This is a genomic window from Streptomyces sp. NPDC058741 (assembly GCF_042746715.1).
GTDB lineage: Bacteria > Actinomycetota > Actinomycetes > Streptomycetales > Streptomycetaceae > Streptomyces.
Genome location: NZ_JBHYQH010000006.1, coordinates 94,018 through 112,036, shown reverse-complemented (window position 1 = coordinate 112,036; position 18,019 = coordinate 94,018). Strand labels below are relative to the sequence as shown.

General features: G+C 72.7%; 16 protein-coding genes, 2 pseudogenes and 1 riboswitch. Of the genes and pseudogenes, 9 read left to right on the top strand and 9 right to left on the bottom strand.

Going from position 1 to position 18,019, the window contains the following annotated elements:
* The first annotated feature begins 47 nt into the window (after positions 1–47).
* On the top strand, positions 48–986 hold the full coding sequence (locus ACFW6P_RS07205; RefSeq protein ID WP_386423123.1) for a carbohydrate-binding protein: 939 nt from the start codon (positions 48–50) through the stop codon (positions 984–986).
* Between the two features lie 9 nt (positions 987–995).
* Here ACFW6P_RS07205 and ACFW6P_RS07200 read toward each other — a convergent pair whose 3' ends face one another.
* The 3 genes from ACFW6P_RS07200 to ACFW6P_RS07190 all read right to left on the bottom strand — a co-directional run bounded on the left by ACFW6P_RS07200 (position 996) and on the right by ACFW6P_RS07190 (position 4,223).
* A complete protein-coding gene (locus ACFW6P_RS07200) occupies positions 996–1,925 on the bottom strand; it encodes a 1-phosphofructokinase family hexose kinase (RefSeq protein WP_386347183.1) in 930 nt (309 codons plus the stop codon).
* A 121-nt stretch (positions 1,926–2,046) separates the two neighbouring features.
* Positions 2,047–3,282 (bottom strand): N-acetylglucosamine-6-phosphate deacetylase, encoded by a 1,236-nt coding sequence (gene nagA / locus ACFW6P_RS07195; RefSeq protein WP_386423122.1) that lies wholly within the window; start codon positions 3,280–3,282, stop codon positions 2,047–2,049.
* Positions 3,282–4,223 carry an ROK family protein gene (locus tag ACFW6P_RS07190; protein WP_386423121.1) on the bottom strand — a complete coding sequence of 314 codons (942 nt, stop codon included), beginning with the start codon at positions 4,221–4,223 and terminating at the stop codon, positions 3,282–3,284. Before ACFW6P_RS07190 ends, nagA begins: the two co-directional genes overlap by 1 nt.
* Positions 4,224–4,359: 136 nt before the next feature.
* Here ACFW6P_RS07190 and ACFW6P_RS07185 point away from each other — a divergent pair.
* Positions 4,360–4,928, top strand: a pseudogene (locus ACFW6P_RS07185) (ABC transporter substrate-binding protein); the annotation flags it as partial.
* An 87-nt stretch (positions 4,929–5,015) separates the two neighbouring features.
* A complete protein-coding gene (locus ACFW6P_RS07180) occupies positions 5,016–5,261 on the top strand; it encodes a DUF3263 domain-containing protein (protein ID WP_386347476.1) in 246 nt (81 codons plus the stop codon).
* A 242-nt stretch (positions 5,262–5,503) separates the two neighbouring features.
* On the opposite strand, the gene otsB is transcribed toward ACFW6P_RS07180, so the two are convergent.
* From otsB to ACFW6P_RS07165, 3 genes are all read right to left on the bottom strand, one after another.
* Positions 5,504–6,337, bottom strand: coding sequence for a trehalose-phosphatase (gene otsB, locus ACFW6P_RS07175; protein WP_386347177.1), 834 nt, complete (start codon positions 6,335–6,337; stop codon positions 5,504–5,506).
* Positions 6,338–6,344: 7 nt separating this feature from the next.
* Positions 6,345–7,733: a trehalose-6-phosphate synthase gene (locus ACFW6P_RS07170; protein ID WP_386423119.1), complete on the bottom strand. Its 1,389-nt coding sequence runs from the start codon at positions 7,731–7,733 to the stop codon at positions 6,345–6,347.
* 72 nt (positions 7,734–7,805) lie between these two features.
* Positions 7,806–8,750, bottom strand: coding sequence for a glucosyl-3-phosphoglycerate synthase (locus ACFW6P_RS07165; protein WP_386423117.1), 945 nt, complete (start codon positions 8,748–8,750; stop codon positions 7,806–7,808).
* Positions 8,751–8,915: 165 nt separating this feature from the next.
* Positions 8,916–9,072, top strand: a riboswitch (SAM riboswitch).
* Positions 9,073–9,090: 18 nt separating this feature from the next.
* On the opposite strand from ACFW6P_RS07165, the gene thrC reads away from it, so the two are divergent.
* From thrC to ACFW6P_RS07135, 6 genes and pseudogenes are all read left to right on the top strand, one after another.
* A complete protein-coding gene (gene thrC, locus ACFW6P_RS07160; protein WP_386423115.1) occupies positions 9,091–10,374 on the top strand; it encodes a threonine synthase in 1,284 nt (427 codons plus the stop codon).
* A 126-nt stretch (positions 10,375–10,500) separates the two neighbouring features.
* Positions 10,501–10,776 carry a ubiquitin-like small modifier protein 1 gene (locus ACFW6P_RS07155; protein WP_037670105.1) on the top strand — a complete coding sequence of 92 codons (276 nt, stop codon included), beginning with the start codon at positions 10,501–10,503 and terminating at the stop codon, positions 10,774–10,776.
* A 447-nt stretch (positions 10,777–11,223) separates the two neighbouring features.
* On the top strand, positions 11,224–11,427 hold the full coding sequence (locus tag ACFW6P_RS07150; protein WP_004986573.1) for a cold-shock protein: 204 nt from the start codon (positions 11,224–11,226) through the stop codon (positions 11,425–11,427).
* Positions 11,428–11,816: 389 nt separating this feature from the next.
* Positions 11,817–13,439, top strand: coding sequence for a chaperonin GroEL (gene groL, locus ACFW6P_RS07145; protein WP_386347168.1), 1,623 nt, complete (start codon positions 11,817–11,819; stop codon positions 13,437–13,439).
* Positions 13,440–13,584: 145 nt separating this feature from the next.
* Positions 13,585–14,748 (top strand): NADH:flavin oxidoreductase, encoded by a 1,164-nt coding sequence (locus ACFW6P_RS07140; RefSeq protein ID WP_386347473.1) that lies wholly within the window; start codon positions 13,585–13,587, stop codon positions 14,746–14,748.
* A gap of 238 nt (positions 14,749–14,986) precedes the next feature.
* A pseudogene (locus tag ACFW6P_RS07135) lies at positions 14,987–15,340 on the top strand (carboxylesterase/lipase family protein); the annotation flags it as partial.
* 4 nt (positions 15,341–15,344) lie between these two features.
* Here ACFW6P_RS07135 and ACFW6P_RS07130 read toward each other — a convergent pair.
* The 3 genes from ACFW6P_RS07130 to ACFW6P_RS07120 form a co-directional block, all read right to left on the bottom strand.
* Positions 15,345–15,914 carry a hypothetical protein gene (locus ACFW6P_RS07130; RefSeq protein WP_386423114.1) on the bottom strand — a complete coding sequence of 190 codons (570 nt, stop codon included), beginning with the start codon at positions 15,912–15,914 and terminating at the stop codon, positions 15,345–15,347.
* 151 nt (positions 15,915–16,065) lie between these two features.
* Positions 16,066–16,998 carry an N-acetylmuramic acid 6-phosphate etherase gene (gene murQ / locus ACFW6P_RS07125; RefSeq protein ID WP_386423112.1) on the bottom strand — a complete coding sequence of 311 codons (933 nt, stop codon included), beginning with the start codon at positions 16,996–16,998 and terminating at the stop codon, positions 16,066–16,068.
* Between the two features lie 46 nt (positions 16,999–17,044).
* The gene (locus tag ACFW6P_RS07120; protein WP_386423110.1) at positions 17,045–17,980 is read right to left on the bottom strand and encodes a MurR/RpiR family transcriptional regulator; all 936 of its coding nucleotides are present in this window, start codon (positions 17,978–17,980) and stop codon (positions 17,045–17,047) included.
* Positions 17,981–18,019: the final 39 nt, after the last annotated feature.

Below are 18,019 nucleotides of genomic sequence, written 5' to 3'. Positions count from 1 at the left end.
CTGTCCCATGTACCGCACGCACCGCACCTGACTGAGGAGACCTAGGGATGACGCCCGGCAACAACGGCGCGAGCACGCCCGAGGACGACGACCCGTTCGGCTACCTCTACGCCGACGGACAGGCCAACGGGGCCCAGCCGCCGTCCGGTGGTGGCTACGGTTACCCGAACTCGGTCAACCGGGTGCGGGCGGTCGGCACACGCCAGTACGGGCAGCCCCAACAGGCCCAGACGGCGTCCTACGGGCAGGCCCCGCCGCAGCCGGGCGCGTACGGCCAGCCGAACGCCCACTACGCGGCGCCGGAGACGCTGCCCGGCGGCGCCCCCGCCACCCAGACGGCGATGGCGTCGGGCGGCCGCGGCGGCCGGGGAGGCCGCGGCCCCAACACCAAGGGCCTGCTGATCGGCGCGATCGCGGTGGTCGCCGCGGTCGTCATCGGCATCGGCGTGGCCATGGTGGGCGGCGACGACGACAAGGGCGACTCGGACGACCAGGCGGGCACGTCCCCGACGCAGTCCCAGAGCTCGGAACCGACGCCGTCCACGACCAAGGCCGGCGACGGCGAGGTCGAGCTTCCGGCCATCGACGCCAAGGCGCTGCGGCTCAGCCCCGGTGTGACGACTGCGTCGGACGTCCAGGGCGCGAAGGCCGACGGCGGCGTCTATGTGACCGGCTTCAACCAGGTGGGCGCCAAGGTCACCTGGACCGTCGACGGGATCAAGGAAGCCGGCAGGTACAGGTTCTACACGCGCTACAGCGTCCCGGGAGTGGACGCCAACGCCACGCTGATCGTCAACGGCGAGGCCGAGAGCCGGCCCCTCAACATGGAGAACTTCGGCGGGACGCCGAAGGGTGACTATGAGAAGGGCTGGAAGGAGACGTGGTCGAACGTGAACCTGACCAAGGGCACCAACACGATCGAGCTCGCCTGCAACGAGGGCAACCAGTGCGACGCGCTCCTCGACCAGATGTGGCTGCAGAAGTAGGGGCACCGCTCACGCGGCGCTGACCTTCCCCGAGACCGCCACCCTCCCCAGCAGCTCCTCGTACACCCCCCGGTCGAACTCCCCGGCCACCGGTGCCTGAGCCGTCGCCGCCGAGAGGGCTGTCGCGCGGGCCAGGCGGTCCGGCCAGGGGAGGTGGTCGATCAGTCCGGAGAGCAGGCCCGCCACCGCCGAGTCGCCCGCGCCCGTCGGGTTGCCCCGGACGGGGAACGGCGGTGTGGCCTGCCAGCGGCCGTCCCGGGTGGCCGCGAGGAGACCCTCCGGGCCGAGGGACGCGACGACCGCGCCCGCGCCGCGGCGGCGGGCGTCCTGGGTGGCGCGCAGGGGGTCGTGGGAGCCGGTCAGTTCCGCCAGTTCGTCGGCGTTGGGCTTGATGATGTCCGGGCGGGCCGCCACACCCCGCCGCAGCGGCTCGCCGCTCGTGTCCAGCAGGACCGGTATCCCGCAGGAGCGGGCCGTGCGGACCAGGCCCGCGTACGCGCCCACCGGCACGCCCGGCGGCAGACTGCCGCACAGGGCCACGGCGGAGGCGGACCGCAGCAGCTCCCCGTAGGCCTCCTGGAAGGCCGACCACTCGGTGGGCGTGATCGCCGGGCCCGGTTCGTTCAGCTGTGTGGTGTCGCCCGTCCGGTCGTCGACCACGGCTATGGTGCGGCGGGTCGTGCCCGAGACCGGGACCAGCGCGTCGACCACACCCGGCACCGAGGCGAGCCGCTCCCGTACGACCCGGCCCGTCGCCCCGCCCGTGAAACCGGTCACCGTCACCTCGTGGCCGAGGGCCGCGAGGACCCGGGCCACGTTGACGCCCTTGCCGCCGGGGCGTTCCGTCACCTCGGAGACGCGGTGGGAGGCGTGCGCCCTGAGGGACCGCACGCGGTAGGTGATGTCGAGAGCGGTGTTCAGCCCGACCGTGAGGATCACCTGGGCCGACCTCCCCCGATGTGTGTGGCGCCGTGAACTGTCCGGAAGCTCGATCATGCCAAAGAGACGGCGGTCGGCCCAGTCCCGGAGCCGGCCGCCGTCTTCCCGACCGTGGGACGGATCAGCCCAGTTGGGGACCGACCACCCATTCGCCCCGGCGCATCACGCCCTTGAGCTCGAAGGCGGAGTCCAGGAGGACCAGGTCGGCGGATCTCCCGGGCTCCAGTGAGCCGATCGTGTCGTCCATGCCGAGCAGGCGGGCCGGAGTGGCCGAGAGTGCCGTCACCGCGTCCTCGACGCAGAGGCCGTCGACGGTGACCGCCCGTTTGAACGCCCGGTCCAGGGTCAGGGTGGAGCCGGCGATCGTGCCGTCCGCGACCAGGCGGGCCACGCCGTCCGCGACCTCCACCTCCAGCGGGCCCAGCCAGTAGCGGCCGTCGCCGAAGCCGGCCGCGTCCATCGCGTCGGTGATGAACGCGACCCGGTCCGCCCCGGCGTGGTGGAACGCCAGCCGCAGCGCGGCCGGGTGGAGGTGCGTGCCGTCGTTGATCAGCTCGACGGTGATGCGGTCGTCCTCCAGGAGCGCGGTGATCGGGCCGGGGGAGCGGTGGCCGAGCGGCGGCATCGCGTTGAACAGGTGGGTGGCGACCGTCGCGCCCGCGTCGATCGCCTGGACCGTCTGCTCGTACGTCGCGTCCGTGTGGCCGATCGCCGCGATCACGCCGTGGTCGGCCAGGAGGCGTACGGAGTCCAGGCCGCCGGGGAGCTCGCTGGCCAGGGTCAGCATCTTCGCCCGGCCCCGGGCCGCGTCGATCAGCCGGCGGACCTCGGCCGGGTCGGGGTCGCGCAGCAGCTTCGCGGAGTGGGCGCCCTTGCGGCAGGGGGAGATGAACGGGCCCTCGAAGTGGATGCCGGCGATCTCGCCCTGCTCGGCGAGTTCGCTCAGCAGACCCGCGCGCCGGGTGAGGGAGTCCAGGTCGCCGGTGACGGTCGAGGCGACCAGGGTGGTCGTGCCGTGCAGGCGGTGGGTGTGGATGCCCTTGAGGATGTCGTCGACCGGGCCGGACGTGAAGGAGGCCCCGCCGCCGCCGTGGTTGTGCAGGTCGACGAAGCCGGGGACCACGTAGTGGCCGGTGACGTCGACGAACCGGGCGTTCGCGGGTGCGGTGGCGGTGATGCGGGTGCCGTCGACGACCAGCCTGCCGTTCTCGACGGCTCCCGTGGGGAGGACCACGGTGGCGCCGCTCAGGACCACGGCCCGTCCGGCCGTGGCGGGGTGCGGGTGGGTCGTGGCTGGTCGCGCTCCGCGGCGGAGCCGCATGTCGGCGCTGTCCCGCGCCCCTGGGGCATCGGTCATCAGGGCGTTACCTCCGTACGGTCGATGTGGTCGAGGAGATCCCAGGCCAGGAGCCCGGCGCCGAGACATCCGGCCGCCTCCCCCAGCGCCGCGGGGACGAGTGACGGCTGCTTCTGGAAGGTGATGCGGCCGCGGATCGCTTCCCGCAAGGGCGTGAACAGAGTGCTCCCCGCCTCCGCCAGCCCGCCGCCGATGATCAGGACGCGAGGGTCCAGCAGGGTCAGCGCCGTGACCAGGCCGTCGGCCAGGGCGTCCACGGCCCGCTGCCAGACCGCGAGCGCCCGGGGGTCGCCGGCGTCCACCGCCTTCGCGCAGCCCGCCGCGTCGGCGCCCGGGGTGCCGGAGGCCGCCGCCCAGGCCCTGCTCACGGCCGCCGCTGAGGCGAAGCGCTCCAGGCAGCCGGCCTGCCCGCACGGGCACGGGTCCTCGCCGGGGCGTACGACGATGTGGCCGATCTCGCCCGCGAAGCCGTGCGCGCCCGCCTCCACCCGGCCGTCGACGCCGATGGCGCCCGCGATGCCGGTGCCCAGTGCCACGAACAGGAAGCGGTCCGCGCCCCGGCCCGCGCCGAGGCGGCCCTCGGCGAGGCCGCCGGTGCGCACGTCGTGGCCGAGGGCGACCGGGACGCCGAGTCGCTCGGCCAGCAGGCCGCGCAGCGGGACGTCGCGCCAGCCGAGGTTCGCCGCGTAGGCGGCGACGCCCTCCGCCTCGTCGACGATGCCGGGTACGGCCACACCGGCGGCGGACGCGGGCGTGCCCCAGTGGTCGACGCCGTACGCGCGCAGTTCGGCGGCGAAGTCGAGGATGCCCGCGACCACGGCGTCCGGGCCCTGCTCGCGGCCGGTGGCCCGGCGGGCGCGGTGCAGGACCCGGCCGTCCGGCCCGGCCAGGGCGGCCTTCATCCCGGTGCCGCCCACGTCGAGGGCGATGACATGTCTCACGGGGGACAGTGTGACCCGGGGACCCACAAGAGGTCTAGTCCACTCACATGGTGTAGACCTCGTTCCGGTGATCGGAACCACCCTCGGTGGCGCGGTGACGTCAGGGTGGGGAGCGGCAGCGGTGCAGCGGCGGCGGATGGCAGGAACGATCGCGGTGGTGTCCGTACTGGGCGTGACGGCGGGCCTCGGCGGCTGCGGCGTCACGGGCGGCTCCGCCGACGTGACCCTGAAGCTGGTCGCCGCCGACTACGGCGACACCGCGGCCAACAGCTCCCGAAAGTACTGGGACAAGCTGGTCGCGGAGTACGAGGGCGAGCACCCGGACGTCCGCATCGAGGTCAGCGTCCGCTCCTGGAACGACGTCGACCGCGAGGTCAAGGAGATGGTCGCCGCCGGCGACCCGCCGGACGTGGCGCAGATCGGCGCGTACGCCGACCACGCGGACGGAACCAGCTCCACAAGGCCGACGACCTGCTCTCCGTACCCGTGCAGGCCGACTTCGTCGGGCAGCTGGCCCCCTCCGGGCAGGTGAAGCGCGTGCAGTACGGGATGCCGTTCGCCGCCTCCACGCGGGTGCTCTTCTGCGACAGGACGCTGTTCGCCGAGGCGGGCATCACCCCGCCCGAGACCTGGGACGACCTGGCCGCGAACGCCGCGGCGCTCAAGGCCGGGGGCGTGAGGTACCGCTACGCGCTGCCCCTCGGGCGTCCTGGGCCACCTCCGGACGGTGACGGCCCGGGCGGAGAGCGCCGAGCGGTCCCCCTGTCGGTGGCAGGCGTTACGGTGCCGGACATGGACGAGGAGGACGACGGGCGGCGGCTCGGGCGCAGGGAGCGGGACATCCTGGCGCTCGAACGCCGCGGCTTTCCCGGGCCCGGCGCGAAGGAGCGGGCCGTGCGCGAGGAGCTGGGCCTCGCCCCCGTGCGCTACTACCAGCTGCTCAACGCCCTGCTGGACGACCCCCGGGCCCTGGCCCACGACCCGGTGACGGTGAACCGCCTGCGGCGGATACGGGAGCGGCGCCGGGCGGAACGCTGAGCGCCGCCGGCCGGTGCACGGGCGCGGGCGCGGACGCGGGGTGCAGATGCGGCTGCGTCGTGGTCGCCCGCGTCCCCGGTAGGTGGTCGCCCGCGTCTCCGATACGTGGTCGCTCGCGTCCCGCGGCGAGGCACGCCCTGCAGCCGGGTCCTGCGGCGAGGCACGCCCTGCAGCCGCGTCCCGCGGCGCAGTCGCATGTCGACGCCGTCCCGCGCCCCTGGGTGCGTGCGTCCGCCGAGCCGCTAGCCGAGCCGGTCCGCCACGTCCCGCAGGAACCGCACCAGGCCCTCCGGGCCGTCCACCACCACGTCCGCCCTCCGCCGCAGCTCGGCGACCTCGTCGCTGCCGCTGCACACCAGCAGGCCCGGGGTGCCGTGCGCGCGCAGGGCGTCGACGGCGGAGAACGCGGGCAGGTCGCCCAGGTCGTCGCCGCCGAAGAGGACGGAGCCGGCGCCGATCTCGCGGGCGAACCCGGTCAGGGCGACGCCCTTGTCCATGCCGGGCGGGCGCAGTTCGAGGACCAGGCGGCCGGGCTCGACGATCAGGCCGTGCCGGGTCGCCACGGCGGTGAGCGGCGCGCGCAGGGCGTCGAAGGCGGCCTGCGGGTCGGGGGCCCGGCGGGTGTGCACCGCCACGGCCCGTCCCTTCTCCTCCACCCAGGTGCCGGTCCCTTCGAGCAGCCCGGGCAGCTCGGCGCGGACGGCCTCGACGCCCGGGTGCGGCTCGGGTGCGCTGACCTCGCCGCTGCGCGCGTCCCAGCGCTCGGCGCCGTAGTGCCCGAGGACGACCAGGTGCTCCAGGCCCGGGACGTCCGCGAACCCGCCGTTGCGCACGGCGACCTCGGCGGGCCGGCCGGTGATCACCGCGACGGCGGCGACCTTCGGCGCGAGCGCGGCCAGCGCGCCCACCGCCTCCGGATGGGCCCGGGCCAGCTCCGGGTCGGCCACGATCGGCGCGAGCGTGCCGTCGAAGTCCAGTCCGATCAGAGCCTCGCCGGGCCGGTCGAGGAGCGCGGCGAGACCGTCCCGCCCGGCCTGCGTGACGGGCACGGGCAGCGGCCCGAGGGTGTCGTTCATCGGCCGCTCAGCCCTTCAGCGCGTCGAGTTGGTCCAGGAACCACCGGGCCGGTGGCAGGGCGGTCGCCGCGGCCGCCAGGCGCTTGCTGCGGTCGGCGCGTTCCTCCGGGCGCATCGACAGCGCCTCGTGCAGGGCCGCCGCCGTGCCCGTGACGTCGTACGGGTTGACCGTGAGCGCGTCCTCGCCGAGCTCCTCGTACGCCCCGGCCTCCCGGGACAGCACCAGCGCGCAGCCCGTGTCGGAGACCACCGGGACCTCCTTGGCGACCAGGTTCATGCCGTCGCGGATGGGGTTGACCAGGGCCACGTCGGCCAGCCGGTAGGCGGCCAGCGAGCGGGCGAAGTCGTCCTCGACGTGCAGCAGGACCGGCGTCCAGCCCGGTGTGCCGTACGCGGCGTTGATCTCCCCGGCCAGCCGCTGGACTTCCGCCGTGTAGTCCCGGTACACCGCGAGGTCCTGCCGCGACGGGTAGGCGAAGGCGACGTGCACCACGCGCTCGCGCCACTCGGCGTGGGAGTCGAGGAGGGCGCGGTAGGCCAGCAGGCCGCGCACGATGTTCTTCGACAGCTCGGCGCGGTCGACCCGGACGATGGTGCGCCGGCCCTCGCCGATCTCCTCCCGGAGCACGGCCATCCGCTCCTCGACGTCGGCCCGGTGCGCCCGCTCGCGCAGGAAGTCCGCGTCCGTGCCCAGCCCGTGCACGCCGATCCGCGTGCCGCCGAGCCCGCCCGCGAACCGCTCGGCGCACTCCGTGAACGCGTCCGCCCAGCGCTGGGTGAGGAAGCCCAGCCGGTCCGCGCCGAGCATGCCGCGCAGCACCTGCCCGGCCACGTCGTCCGGCAGCATCCGGAAGTACTCGGGCGGCGCCCACGGCGTGTGCGAGAAATGCCCGATGCGCAGGTCCGGGCGCAGCTCGCGGAGCATGCCCGGCACCAGGGTCAGGTGGTAGTCCTGCACCACGACCGCCGCGCCCTGCGCCGCCTCCTCGGCCAGCGCCTCGGCGAACGCCCGGTTGTACGTCTCGTAGGACGCCCACCGGCGCCGGAACCCGGCGTCGAAGACCGGCTCCAGGGGCGTCTGGTAGAGCATGTGGTGGACGAACCACAGGACCGAGTTCGCGATGCCGTTGTAGGCGTCGGCGTGCACGTCGGCCGGGATGTCCAGCATCCGCACGCCGTCCTCGCCGACGCCCCGGCGGACCGCCTCCCGGTCGCCGTCGGACAGCGCCGAGCAGACCCACAGCGCGTCCGCGTCCGAGCCGATCGCGGACAGTCCCGACACCAGTCCGCCGCCGCCCCGCTTGGCGTCCAGCGAACCGCCCTCACCCACCGTGTAGGAGACCGGACCCCGGTTGGAGGCCACCAGAACCCGTGCAGCACCGTACGTCGAAGCCATAGCCCTCAACCTAGCCCGGCCTGTGAGCGCTCAAACGTACGAACCTGCGGCATCCGGCCGAGAACACCCGGCTCAGGCCGCCCGGCGCTCCTGGTACTCGACGATCTCCACCATCGGCGGACGCTCCTCGGTGTCCACCGAGTACGTCCGCGGTTCGAAGCCGTCACCGCCCCGCTCGAACTGCGTCAGGGACGGCCGGATGAGGTGCCCGCGGGCCAGCCGCAGCTGGGCCGTGCGGTAGATCTCGGCGGCCATCCGGCCCAGTGCCTGCCCGTCCTGGTGCCGGTGCTTGCGCACCCCGACGTCCACCTGGGCCAGGGCGTCCAGGCCCACCAGGTGCAGGGCGTCCACCAGCATCCCCAGCTCGATGCCGTAGCCGACGGGGAACGGCAGCCGCTCCAGCAGCGAGCGGCGGGCCGCGTACTCGCCGCCGAGCGGCTGCACGAAGCCGGCCAGCCGCGGCCAGTGCATGTTGAGCAGCGGGCGGGCCATCAGCTCCGTGACCCGGCCGCCCTGCCCCGAGGCGCCCGCGAGCGGGCGGTCGTACATGCCCTTGACCAGGTCCACGTCCGGCTCGGTGAGCAGCGGGCCCACGATCCCGGAGACGAAGTCGGACGAGAAGTCCCGCAGGTCGGCGTCGACGAAGCAGACGATGTCCCCCCGTGTGGCGAGCAGCGAGCGCCACAGCACCTCGCCCTTGCCGGGCACGGCGGGCAGCCGCGGGAGTATCGCGTCGCGGTGCACCACCGTCGCGCCCGCCGCGGCGGCCACCTCGGAGGTGCGGTCGGTCGATCCCGAGTCCACGACGACCAGCTCGTCGACGAGCGGGACCTGCAGCATCAGGTCGTGGCGGATCACGGCGGCGATGTCGCCGACCGTCTCCTCCTCGTTCAGCGCGGGCAGCACCACGCTGACCGTCTGGCCGGTGCGCTGCTTGGCGGCCAGGATCCGGTGGAGCGGGCGCTCGGTCGCGGACCACGAACGGGTGCCCAGCCAGCGCTCGACTTCTTCCAGCACCGTGGCGGCTCCTTAGCGTTCTCTCGGCGGGACGGACTGTGAGCCATCTCGCGGTTCGGACGACTATCTCAATTGTCCTGGTCGTCGGTTACAGTCTTGAACAACGCGGATGACCATCGCATGTCCGGCACCGACCGGCGTCGTCCGTCGTCGACAACCACATACAGCTCATCCAGAGGGGCAGAGGGAAACGGCCCGATGAAGCCCCGGCAACCCTCCAGTCGGTTCTCGTAGGTCACTGGCGACCACTTCCGCGAGGCTCCCGGCTAGGGAAGGTGCCAAATCCGTCTCACGGCGAGATGCGTCGTGAGGAAGATGAGGAGAAAGGGCCTCGCCTCACATGGCTGTGCAGACTGTCGAAAGCACCACGAACTCCGTCGACCTCGGTCCCGCCGCCGCCCTGAGCTGCCGCGAGTGCGGTCACCGGGTACCCCTCGGACCGGTCTTCGCCTGCGAGGAGTGTTTCGGCCCGCTGGAGATCGCCTACGACTTCTCGTCCTACGGCGCCGAGGAGCTCCGCGAGCGGATCGAGGCGGGCCCCGCGAACATCTGGCGCTACGCCCCGCTGCTGCCCGTCCCGGCCGACGTGGCGGACAAGCCGAACATCAACCCGGGCTGGACCAAGCTCGTCCAGGCCGACAACCTCGCCCGCGAGCTGGGCGTCGAGCCCGGCAAGCTGTTCGTGAAGGACGACTCCGGCAACCCGACGCACTCCTTCAAGGACCGGGTCGTCGCCCAGGCCCTGGAGGCCGCCCGCGCCTTCGGCTTCACCACGCTCTCCTGCTCCTCCACCGGCAACCTCGCCGGCGCCGTCGGCGCCGCCGCGGCCCGCGCCGGCTTCCGCTCCTGCGTCTTCATCCCGCACGACCTGGAGCAGGGCAAGGTCGTCATGGCCGCGGTCTACGGCGGCGAGCTCGTCGGCATCGAGGGCAACTACGACGACGTGAACCGCTTCTGCTCCGAGCTGATCGGCGACCCGGCCGGCGAGGGCTGGGGCTTCGTCAACGTCAACCTGCGGCCGTACTACGCGGAGGGTTCCAAGACGCTCGCCTACGAGATCTGCGAGCAGCTCGGCTGGCGGCTGCCCGACCAGATCGTGGTGCCGATCGCCTCCGGCTCGCAGCTCACGAAGATCGACAAGGGCCTGCAGGAGCTGATCAGGCTCGGCCTGGTCGAGGACAGGCCGTACAAGATCTTCGGTGCGCAGGCCGAGGGCTGCTCCCCGGTGTCCACGGCGTTCAAGGCCGGTCACGACGTGGTCCGCCCCCAGAAGCCGGACACGATCGCCAAGTCCCTGGCGATCGGCAACCCGGCGGACGGGCCGTACGTGCTCGACATCGCGCGGCGCACGGGCGGTGCGGTGGAGGACGTGGACGACGAGCAGGTCGTCGAGGCGATCAGGATCCTGGCCCGCACCGAGGGCGTCTTCGCGGAGACCGCCGGCGGTGTGACGGTGGGCGTGACGAAGAAGCTCGTCGAGAACGGGGTGCTGGACCCGTCGAAGACCACGGTCGTGCTCAACACCGGGGACGGTCTGAAGACGCTGGACGCGGTGGCCGGGACCGGTCTCACCGCGACCATTCGGCCCAGCCTGGAGTCGTTCCGGGACGCCGGACTCGTCTGATCGCTGTTCGCCGCGGGCGGGTGGGGGCTGGTCGCGCCCACGCGGCGGAGCCGCATATCGACACAGCCCCGCGCCCCCGAGGGCGCGCCCCAGCCGTTGCCCAAGAAGAACCGGAGGACATGTCCGATGAGCGTCACCGTTCGCATCCCCACCATCCTGCGCACCTACACCGGTGGGCAGGCCGAGGTCGCCGCCGACGGGGCGACCCTCGGTGAGGTGATCGCCGACCTCGAGAAGAACCACACCGGGATCGCCGCCCGGGTGCTCGACGACCAGGGCAAGCTGCGCCGGTTCGTCAACGTCTACGTCAACGACGACGACGTGCGCTTCGAGCAGGGGCTGGAGACCGCCACGCCGGACGGTGCCGGAGTGTCGATCATCCCGGCCGTCGCCGGCGGCTGAACCGGCTCCGCCGGGCCGATTGTTGCCTTCAGTGACACCGGTCACCGGGAGTGCGGCGAATTGCCCCCTCCGTGAGAGAAGCGGAGGGGGCAATTCTGCGTGATTGAGCGCGGTAGAGTTGGGGAACGCGTTCCCGGTCCATCGATCGGAACCCTGAATTCCTGCCGCATGCCCGACAAGATGTAGCCAAAGTGTGCGCGTCTTTCGCGGCTTTTGCTCCCTTTGTGTGGCCCGACTTGACCCGAATTCAGGCGAATTCTCCCCACATTCCGGACCCCTCACGTCCAGATTTCTCGTCCGATTGACCTGTTGCAGACGGCAGTTGGGCAGATACATTCAGCCGCGGTCGACGCGTTCCGGCGCACGCCCCCAACCGTGGGGGGTGAGGTCTGACCCGGGTCCGCGAAGTGTGGATCTGTGCAAGGGCCAGTAATAGGGGAGTTAGGCATGGCTCAGGGCACCGTCAAGTGGTTCAACGCGGAGAAGGGGTACGGCTTCATCGCGGTCGACGGTGGTGCGGATGTTTTCGTCCACTACAGCGCGATCCAGATGGACGGCTACCGCACCCTGGAAGAGGGCCAGCGGGTAGAGTTCGAAATCTCGCAGGGCCAGAAGGGCCCGCAGGCCGACATGGTTCGCGTCACTGCCTGAACGCGCACCACGACCAACGCACCAGCGACCGGTCTTGTCCGAAGGGCCCGCACCCCCCGGGGTGCGGGCCCTTCGGCCTGTCCGGATGGCCCGCCGGGCCGTGTTCGCGGCGGGCTGACGCCCCCGCCGGATCCCCCGAGGCGCTTGCGCCCGCCCGTCACCCGGCCACCACTCCTCGACGAGCCCGCTGCGCGGGCGCACCTTGCACTCTGAGGGGTCGAGTGCTAATCATTGCGTTAGCACTCTGAAGGTGAGAGTGACAACGTAAGGACCGGGTCGGTGAGGCCCGCGGACCGGATGGGGCAAGGAACCAACCGGTCGGGGCCGTCCGTCGCGGGCGCGGGCGCGGTCCGAAGTAATCACCCCCAGTCCTGGAGGGACCACTTCACATGGCCAAGATCATCGCGTTCGACGAGGAGGCGCGGCGCGGCCTCGAGCGCGGCATGAACCAGCTCGCGGACGCCGTCAAGGTGACGCTCGGCCCCAAGGGCCGCAACGTCGTCCTCGAGAAGAAGTGGGGCGCGCCCACGATCACCAACGATGGTGTCTCCATCGCCAAGGAGATCGAGCTCGAGGACCCGTACGAGAAGATCGGCGCCGAGCTGGTCAAGGAAGTCGCCAAGAAGACGGACGACGTCGCCGGTGACGGTACGACCACCGCGACCGTCCTCGCCCAGGCCCTGGTGCGCGAGGGTCTGCGCAACGTGGCCGCCGGCGCCAACCCGATGGCCCTGAAGCGCGGTATCGAGCGCGCCGTCGAGGCCGTCTCCGCCGCCCTGCTGGAGCAGGCGAAGGACGTCGAGACCAAGGAGCAGATCGCCTCCACGGCCTCCATCTCCGCCGCCGACACCCAGATCGGCGAGCTCATCGCCGAGGCGATGGACAAGGTCGGCAAGGAAGGCGTCATCACCGTCGAGGAGTCCCAGACCTTCGGTCTGGAGCTGGAGCTCACCGAGGGTATGCGCTTCGACAAGGGCTACATCTCGGCGTACTTCGCCACCGACATGGAGCGTATGGAGGCCGTCCTCGACGACCCGTACATCCTGATCGCGAACTCCAAGATCTCGAACGTCAAGGACCTGCTCCCGCTCCTGGAGAAGGTCATGCAGTCGGGCAAGCCGCTGCTGATCATCGCCGAGGACGTCGAGGGCGAGGCCCTGTCGACCCTGGTCGTCAACAAGATCCGCGGCACCTTCAAGTCCGTCGCCGTCAAGGCCCCGGGCTTCGGTGACCGCCGCAAGGCGATGCTGCAGGACATCGGCATCCTCACCGGCGGCGAGGTGATCTCCGAGGAGGTCGGCCTCAAGCTGGAGAACGCCACGCTGGACCTCCTGGGCAAGGCCCGCAAGGTCGTCATCACCAAGGACGAGACCACCATCGTCGACGGTGCCGGCTCCGCCGAGCAGGTCCAGGGCCGGGTCAACCAGATCCGCGCCGAGATCGAGAACAGCGACTCGGACTACGACCGCGAGAAGCTGCAGGAGCGCCTGGCGAAGCTCGCCGGCGGTGTCGCGGTCATCAAGGCCGGTGCCGCCACCGAGGTGGAGCTCAAGGAGCGCAAGCACCGCATCGAGGACGCCGTGCGCAACGCCAAGGCGGCCGTCGAGGAGGGCATCGTCGCCGGTGGTGGCGTGGCCCTGCTGCAGGCCTCCCAGGTCTTCGAGAAGCTGGAGCTCGACGGTGACGAGGCGACCGGCGCCAACGCCGTGAAGCTCGCGCTGGAGGCCCCGCTGAAGCAGATCGCCGTCAACGGTGGTCTCGAGGGCGGCGTCGTCGTGGAGAAGGTCCGCAACCTCCAGGTCGGCCACGGCCTGAACGCCGCGACCGGTGAGTACGTCGACATGATCGCCGAGGGCATCATCGACCCGGCGAAGGTGACCCGTTCCGCGCTGCAGAACGCCGCCTCCATCGCCGCGCTGTTCCTCACCACCGAGGCCGTCATCGCCGACAAGCCGGAGAAGGCCGCCGCGCCCGCCGGCGGCGGCATGCCGGGCGGTGACATGGACTTCTGATCGACCTGACGGTTGATCGACGTCCTTGCCGAGGGCGACACTCCCTGTTCCGACAGGGGGTGCCGCCCTCGGGCGTGTCCGGGATCACAGCGCGGGGCGGGATGGAGGGCACGGGACGGGTGGTTGCAGCGGATGAACCATGCGTATGCACATACTGTCCGGTATCCGAAGGAGCCTCTCCGTGACTGTCGCCGCCTCCGCCTCCCGCGCCGCCGAGATCCTGTCCCGCCCCGTGTCGCTGGGCGGTCTGACCGTCCCCAACCGGATCGCGATGGCGCCGATGACGCGCATGTTCTCCCCGGGCGGCATCCCCGGTGAGGACGTCCTCTCCTACTACGCGCGCCGCGCCGCCGCCGGAGTCGGACTGATCGTCACCGAGGGCACCTACGTCGGCCACGAGTCGGCCGGGCAGAGCGACCGCGTGCCGCGGTTCCACGGCGAGGAGCAGCTCGCGGGCTGGGCGAAGGTCGCCGAGGCGGTGCACGCCGCGGGCGGCACGATCGTGCCGCAGCTGTGGCACATCGGCATGGTCCGCAAGCAGGGCGAGCCGCCCGTCGCCGACGCCCCGGCCGTCGGCCCCTCCGGACTGCGCATCGGCGCCGACGAGCCCACCGGCACGGCCATGACGCGCACCGACATCGACGCCGTCGTCGGCGCGTTCGCCGAGGCCGCCGCCGCCGCCGAGCGGATCGGCTTCGACGGCGTGGAGATCCACGGCGCCCACGGCTACCTGCTCGACCAGTTCCTGTGGGAGGGCACCAACCGCCGCACCGACGCCTACGGCGGCGACCTCGTCGCCCGCACCAGGTTCTCGGCGGAGATCGTCGCGGCCGTCCGCGAGAGCGTCTCCCCGGACTTCCCCGTCATCTTCCGCTACTCGCAGTGGAAGCAGGAGGCCTACGACGCCCGCCTCGCCGAGACGCCCGAGGAGCTCGAGGCCCTGCTGACCCCGCTGGCCGCCGCCGGCGTCGACGCCTTCCACGCCTCCACCCGCCGCTACTGGGTCCCCGAGTTCGACGACTCCGACCTGAACCTGGCCGGCTGGACCAAGAAGCTCACCGGCAAGCCCGCCATCACCGTCGGCTCGGTCGGCCTGAACGGCGGCGACTTCCTCAAGTCCTTCCAGGGCCAGGGCGCCGAGGTGGGCGACCTCGACAACCTGCTCGACCGCCTGGAGCGCGACGAGTTCGACATGGTCGCCGTCGGCCGTGCCCTGCTGCAGGACCCGGAGTGGGCCCGCAAGGTGCTGGCCGGCCGCCTCGACGAACTGGCGCCCTACGACGCGGCGTCGCTGAAGACCCTCAGCTGACCCCGCACCCACGCCGCTCACGTCGGTCGCCGAGACTGAACAGGCTCTGCAGTCACGGCACTTCGTGAGGAGACCCAGATGACGACGACCGAGCCCCGCCCCTCGGCGGACGGCCCCTCCGAGCAGCCCGGGCCGGTGGTGCGCACCACCTCCGGCGCGGTGCGCGGACGCCGGGAGGAGGGGCTCGCCGTCTTCCCCGGCATCCCCTTCGCCGCGCCCCCCCTTGGACGAGAACCGTGGCGGAGACGCCCACGTCTACGAGCTGACCTGACCGGCGCCGGGCGACGGCGGTGCGCTGGGCGCCGGCCACGCCCTGGACGTCCCGCTGCTGTTCGGCACGTTCGGGGCCGGCCTGGGCGCCCTGCTGTTCGCGGGCGCGGAGCCGTCCGCCGAGGCCCTGGCACTGGCGTCCCGCTTCCGCTCCTCCTGGACGGCGTTCGCCCGCACCGGCGACCCCGGCTGGCCGGCGTACGACGCCGGGGAGCGGCTGGTGCAGGTGCTGGACGCGGAGCCGGTGGTCACGCCCTGCCCGGAGGAGGCCTCGCGGCGCCTGTGGGAGGGCCACGACTTCCTGCCGCTGCCCCTGCTGTAGGCGCCTACAGGTTCCCCATGGGCTCGATGTCGACCCGCAGCGGCGTGCCCCACACCCGCAGCACCTCGTAGTCCGTGAACTCGTGCACCAGCCGGTACGCCATGGCGGCCCGGGGCGCGCGGCGCTGGGCGGCGATGTACAGCTCGGCCTCGCGGCGGTCCCGGCGCGGGGTGCCGCACAGCTGCCAGGACTGGCCGTTCCACAGCTCCGGCAGCCAGCGCTGCTGGGGCTGGGGGCGGTCGCCGCGCACGCCGTAGCGGGACTGGACGGGCTCGCCTGCCTGCGGCTGGAGCGGGGCGGGCCCGAACTCGTCCCGCCGGGCGGACCGGCGCCGGGTCTCGCACAGCAGGCACAGGTCGGGCGCGCTCTTGTCGACGGGGCCGTTCGGATGCTCGGGGCAGCGTGTCGTGGGCTTGACGGCCGTGACGCTCTCCTCCAGCAGGTCCAGAGCCCGCCGCAGGTCGGCCTTCACCTCGTGCAGTTTGGCGTCCGGGGTGTCGGCGGTGAGGGCTTCCCCGTGCTCACCGAGCAGACGGAGGGCACGGCCGAGGGCGGTCAGCTGGGCGTGGTTCATGGGGCCATTGTCGTAGCGGGGGCGGAGGAACAGGCCGGGCGGAACGCGGAGGCGGGCGCGGACACGGACACGGCCACGGATGAGGACGTGGAGCGGGCCGGGGCCGGGGTGGTCGCGCAGGTGCCGGAGCCGGCGTAGGTCCGGGGGCGGCCTACGGGCGGGCCTCCAGGGCAGCCCGCAGGTGGCCCCCGGACTCCTCCAGGAGGCGGGCGGCCGTGGGGCCGTCCACGTCGGCCAGCAGTGTGAGGATCGCGTTCTTCACCTCGCCGTCCGTGGCGGTCAGGGCCCGCTCGATCTCCTCGTCGCCGGCGCCCGTGGCGAGGGCGACGATGCGGCGGGAGCGGGCGCGGAGCTTGTCGTTGGAGGCGCGGACGTCGACCATCAGGTTCCCGTAGGTCTTGCCGAGCCGGATCATCGTGATCGTCGAGATCATGTTGAGGACGAGCTTCTGGGCCGTGCCGGCCTTCAGGCGCGTGGAGCCGGTGAGGAGTTCGGGGCCCGTCACGATCTCGATGCCGTGCTCGGCGGCGGCCGCCAGCGGACTGCCCGTGTTGCAGGCCAGGCCGATCGTGAGACAGCCGCTCTCCCGGGCGTACGCGACGGCGCCGACGGCGTAGGGCGTGCGGCCGGACGCGGAGACGCCGACCACCGTGTCGTCCGGGGACGGGGCGAGGGCCTCCAGGTCGGCCCGGGCCAGGTCGCGGGAGTCCTCCGCGCCCTCGACGGAGGTGACCATGGCCGCCGGGCCGCCCGCGATCAGGCCGATCACCCGGGAGGGGTCGGTGTTGAAGGTGGGCGGGCACTCGGAGGCGTCCAGGACGCCCAGCCGCCCGGCCGTACCGGCCCCCGCGTACACCAGGCGGCCGCCCCGTGCCATCCGCTCCGCGACCGCGTCGATTGCGGCGGCGATCTCCGGCAGCCGGGCCGCGACCGCCCCGGCCACGCCGGCGTCCTCGCCGTTCATCAGCCGCGCCAGGTCGAGGGTGGGCATCCGGTCGATGCCGGCGAGCTCCGGCCGGAAGGCCTCGGTGGTCAGGGACTCCAACGCGGCGCGCAGGTCCCGGGGGTGGGAGGTGGAGGTCATGGACGGCTCTTTCCGTGTCTTTCCGGTGCGGGGCGGGGCGGCCGGCTCAGGGGCGGTGCCGGTGGGCCAGCGCCTCGTACGACGCCGAGAGCGCCGGCGCCGCCGTCTCGTACGTCCGCTGTGCCACGCCCACGAACAGGCAGTCCACCACGAGGAGCTGGCCGGTCCGGGACGACATGGCCGCGGGGCGCAGCTCGCTCTCGCGTGCGGTGGAGGTGGTGAGGACGTGGTCGGCGTACTGGGTGACCGGCCCGTCCGGGCGGCCGGTGAGCGCCACCGTCGTCGCGCCGTGCTCGAAGGCGACCCGCAGCGGCTCGATGACGTCCTTCGTCGACCCCGAGTGGGTGATGGCGACGGCGACGTCGCCCGCGCGCAGCTGCACGGCGTTCGTCACGGCCAGGTGCGGGTCGCTGTGCGCGTGCGCCATCAGCCCTATGCGCAGCAGCTTCTGCGTGAGGTCCTGCGCGACCAGCCCGGACGCCCCGACCCCGTAGACGTCGGTGCGGCGGGCGGTGGTCAGGGCGGTGACGGCCGCGCCCAGCTGGACCGTGTCGAGTCCGGCGGCGGTGTCGGCGAGGGTCTGCTGCTCGTCGAGGGCGAGCTTGGCGACCACGTCGGCGATCGGGTCGTCCACCGCGATGTCCGTCGTGATGGCCGGGGCCCGGCCGGACTGCTGCTGCGCGGCGAGGCCGGCGAGCGCCAGGCGCAGGTCCCGGTAACCCGGATAGCCCAGCAGGCGGGCGGTGCGTACGACGGTCGCCTCGCTGGTGCCGGTGAGCTCGGCGAGGCCGGTGACCGTGAGGGCCGCGCAGCCGGCCGGGTCGCCCGCGACGGCCTCGGCGACGCGGTGCATCGAGCGGGTCATCGACGGGGCGAGCGTGCGGACCTTGGCCGCGAGGGCCGCCGGTGCGGGAGGGGTGCCGAACGCGCCGGACGGGCCGCCGCGCTCGGTGGCGAAAATTTCCTTCACTCTGCGGGTCACCTCTGAAAGATATTTTCGGCTCGGCGCCGGGGTCAAGAG

Coding starts and splice junctions, on each gene's coding strand:
- ACFW6P_RS07205 (WP_386423123.1), top strand. CDS start 48: ATGACGCCCGGCAACAACGGCGCGAGCACGCCCGAGGACGACGACCCG.
- nagA (WP_386423122.1), bottom strand. CDS start 3,282: ATGACCGATGCCCCAGGGGCGCGGGACAGCGCCGACATGCGGCTCCGC.
- ACFW6P_RS07180 (WP_386347476.1), top strand. CDS start 5,016: ATGGACGAGGAGGACGACGGGCGGCGGCTCGGGCGCAGGGAGCGGGAC.
- otsB (WP_386347177.1), bottom strand. CDS start 6,337: ATGAACGACACCCTCGGGCCGCTGCCCGTGCCCGTCACGCAGGCCGGG.
- ACFW6P_RS07170 (WP_386423119.1), bottom strand. CDS start 7,733: ATGGCTTCGACGTACGGTGCTGCACGGGTTCTGGTGGCCTCCAACCGG.
- thrC (WP_386423115.1), top strand. CDS start 9,091: ATGGCTGTGCAGACTGTCGAAAGCACCACGAACTCCGTCGACCTCGGT.
- ACFW6P_RS07155 (WP_037670105.1), top strand. CDS start 10,501: ATGAGCGTCACCGTTCGCATCCCCACCATCCTGCGCACCTACACCGGT.
- ACFW6P_RS07150 (WP_004986573.1), top strand. CDS start 11,224: ATGGCTCAGGGCACCGTCAAGTGGTTCAACGCGGAGAAGGGGTACGGC.
- groL (WP_386347168.1), top strand. CDS start 11,817: ATGGCCAAGATCATCGCGTTCGACGAGGAGGCGCGGCGCGGCCTCGAG.
- ACFW6P_RS07140 (WP_386347473.1), top strand. CDS start 13,585: ATGCACATACTGTCCGGTATCCGAAGGAGCCTCTCCGTGACTGTCGCC.
- ACFW6P_RS07130 (WP_386423114.1), bottom strand. CDS start 15,914: ATGAACCACGCCCAGCTGACCGCCCTCGGCCGTGCCCTCCGTCTGCTC.
- murQ (WP_386423112.1), bottom strand. CDS start 16,998: ATGACCTCCACCTCCCACCCCCGGGACCTGCGCGCCGCGTTGGAGTCC.